Consider the following 1,662-nt stretch of genomic DNA (forward strand, 5'->3'; position numbering starts at 1 on the left):
AGGGGCGACTCTCCTATTGTTCGGTAGAGCTAACGCGCGAACGCTGGAAACGGGTTCCATCAGGGCGCAAAAACCGCACTTTGGGGAAAATGTGCCACTTACTCATTAGGTGCGAAAGAAGTGTTTCGCTAAGTATACGTCAAGTGAATAAAATCATTAATTTAGGTAATATATCAGTCGAGATTCCGACATATCGTGCTTGTTATAGCGTAGATAAATAAAGCTTGGATTCGTCATCAAACAAACAGGTCGCGTTTCTGTTTGATTTATGCTTCTATGAGGCGACGGATTATCCTGCCGCCTCACCGAAAGCCCCCGAACCATGGACGTCGAACACCGAGAATTCGGTGATGCGGCCGTTCGCCATGTCGGGTCTGACGACCGGCTCAGCGAAGCCCAGCATCGCATCGCCAACAATCTGGCCCTGATCGCGGGCTACACCCGGCTGCAGGCCACGCGCCTGCAGAAGGCCGGTCAGCCGCTGTCGGCCCGAGAGGCCTGCATCGTGCTGGAGGAGGTGGCGACCCGCATCGAGACCGTCGGGGAACTGCATCGCCTGCTGTCGGACGCGCCGGGGCGGGGCGAAGGCGGCGGCATCGACCTGGGCCGCTTCCTGGCCAAGCTGTGCGCCAGCCTGATGGAGACCGTCAGCTTCGCCGGCGACACCACCATCACTCACAGGGACTCGGGCGGCTGCCTGGTGCGGCCGGACCAGGCCACGCCGGTCGCCCTGGTCGTCAGCGAGCTGGTGACCAACGCTCTGAAATACGCCCATCCCACCGGCGTGGCCGGTCGGATCCTGGTGTCGTGCCGGTCGCTCGGCGGCGCGCTGGTGGTCGAGGTGATCGACGACGGCGTGGGGCTGAGCGAGGCTTTCGACCCGCTCACCGACGGTGGCCTCGGCTTCCGCGTGGTGCGCGGCCTGGCCCGCCAGCTGGGCGCGGATCTCGTCTATCAGTCCAGCGRCATCGGCCTGACCGTGCGACTGACCCTGGGCGCCGAGGATGAGCATCGAGTCATCCCTCTCTGGCCTAATCGAGGGGCGTGATCGGGACTAAACGATCGCGTTCGAGGGTTTTACCTGATGGTGGCCCCGATACGGATGTTGCAACCTGAGCGGGCTTGCAAGCGTCGGGGTGTCCTCCCCCGATTCCCCTCGACGCGCTGGGCCGCCTACTTCCGACGGGGCGAGTTCAGCTGCAGGCCGAGAGCCGGCCGGGGTGTCCCGACGCACGAATTCGGCCGGCTCTCCCCCATTTCTCCCGCTAGGTCGCAGCCGTCCGCTCAGGGCGCGATCTTGGGCGCTTCCGGCGCTTCCTCGACCGGCATGTCCATGCCGCCCAGACCCGCCGCCTTCATCGCGTCGCGCAGCTTGGTGACCGGTTCGCCGGTTCCGGTGGTGAAGCTCAGCGTGCCGGACTCGGCGCGGTTTTCAGCCAGGTTGCTGAAGGCCGGACCGCCGGGCGCGGCGGGGTTCAGCGCGACGGCGTAGGTCTTGCCGGGCAGCGTGGTGCACAGCAGGACGAAGGTCTTGTTGTCGTTGAGCAGGCGAGGGGTCTTCAGGCAGTTCAGCTTGTCGCCGTCCGCGCCCAGGCCGTAGGCGAAGTCGCGCGGCGTCATCTGCTGGTCGAACGCCACCTTCAGGACCAGCACCCCCGGAGC

The 1,662-nt window shown here is 64.4% G+C and carries 2 protein-coding genes; one reads left to right on the forward strand and one right to left on the reverse strand.

Features of this window, described 5'->3' with window-relative positions:
- The first annotated feature begins 322 nt into the window (after positions 1–322).
- Entirely contained in the window at positions 323–1,048 is a 726-nt protein-coding gene (locus AC1DZ6_RS24775; RefSeq protein WP_477099752.1) for a sensor histidine kinase, read from the forward strand.
- 236 nt (positions 1,049–1,284) lie between these two features.
- Here the strand turns inward: AC1DZ6_RS24775 and AC1DZ6_RS24780 are convergent.
- The coding region (locus AC1DZ6_RS24780; RefSeq protein WP_477099753.1) for a hypothetical protein at positions 1,285–1,662 on the reverse strand (378 nt) is incomplete at its 5' end.

The sequence above is a fragment of the Caulobacter sp. P1_B12_2 genome (assembly GCF_056406675.1).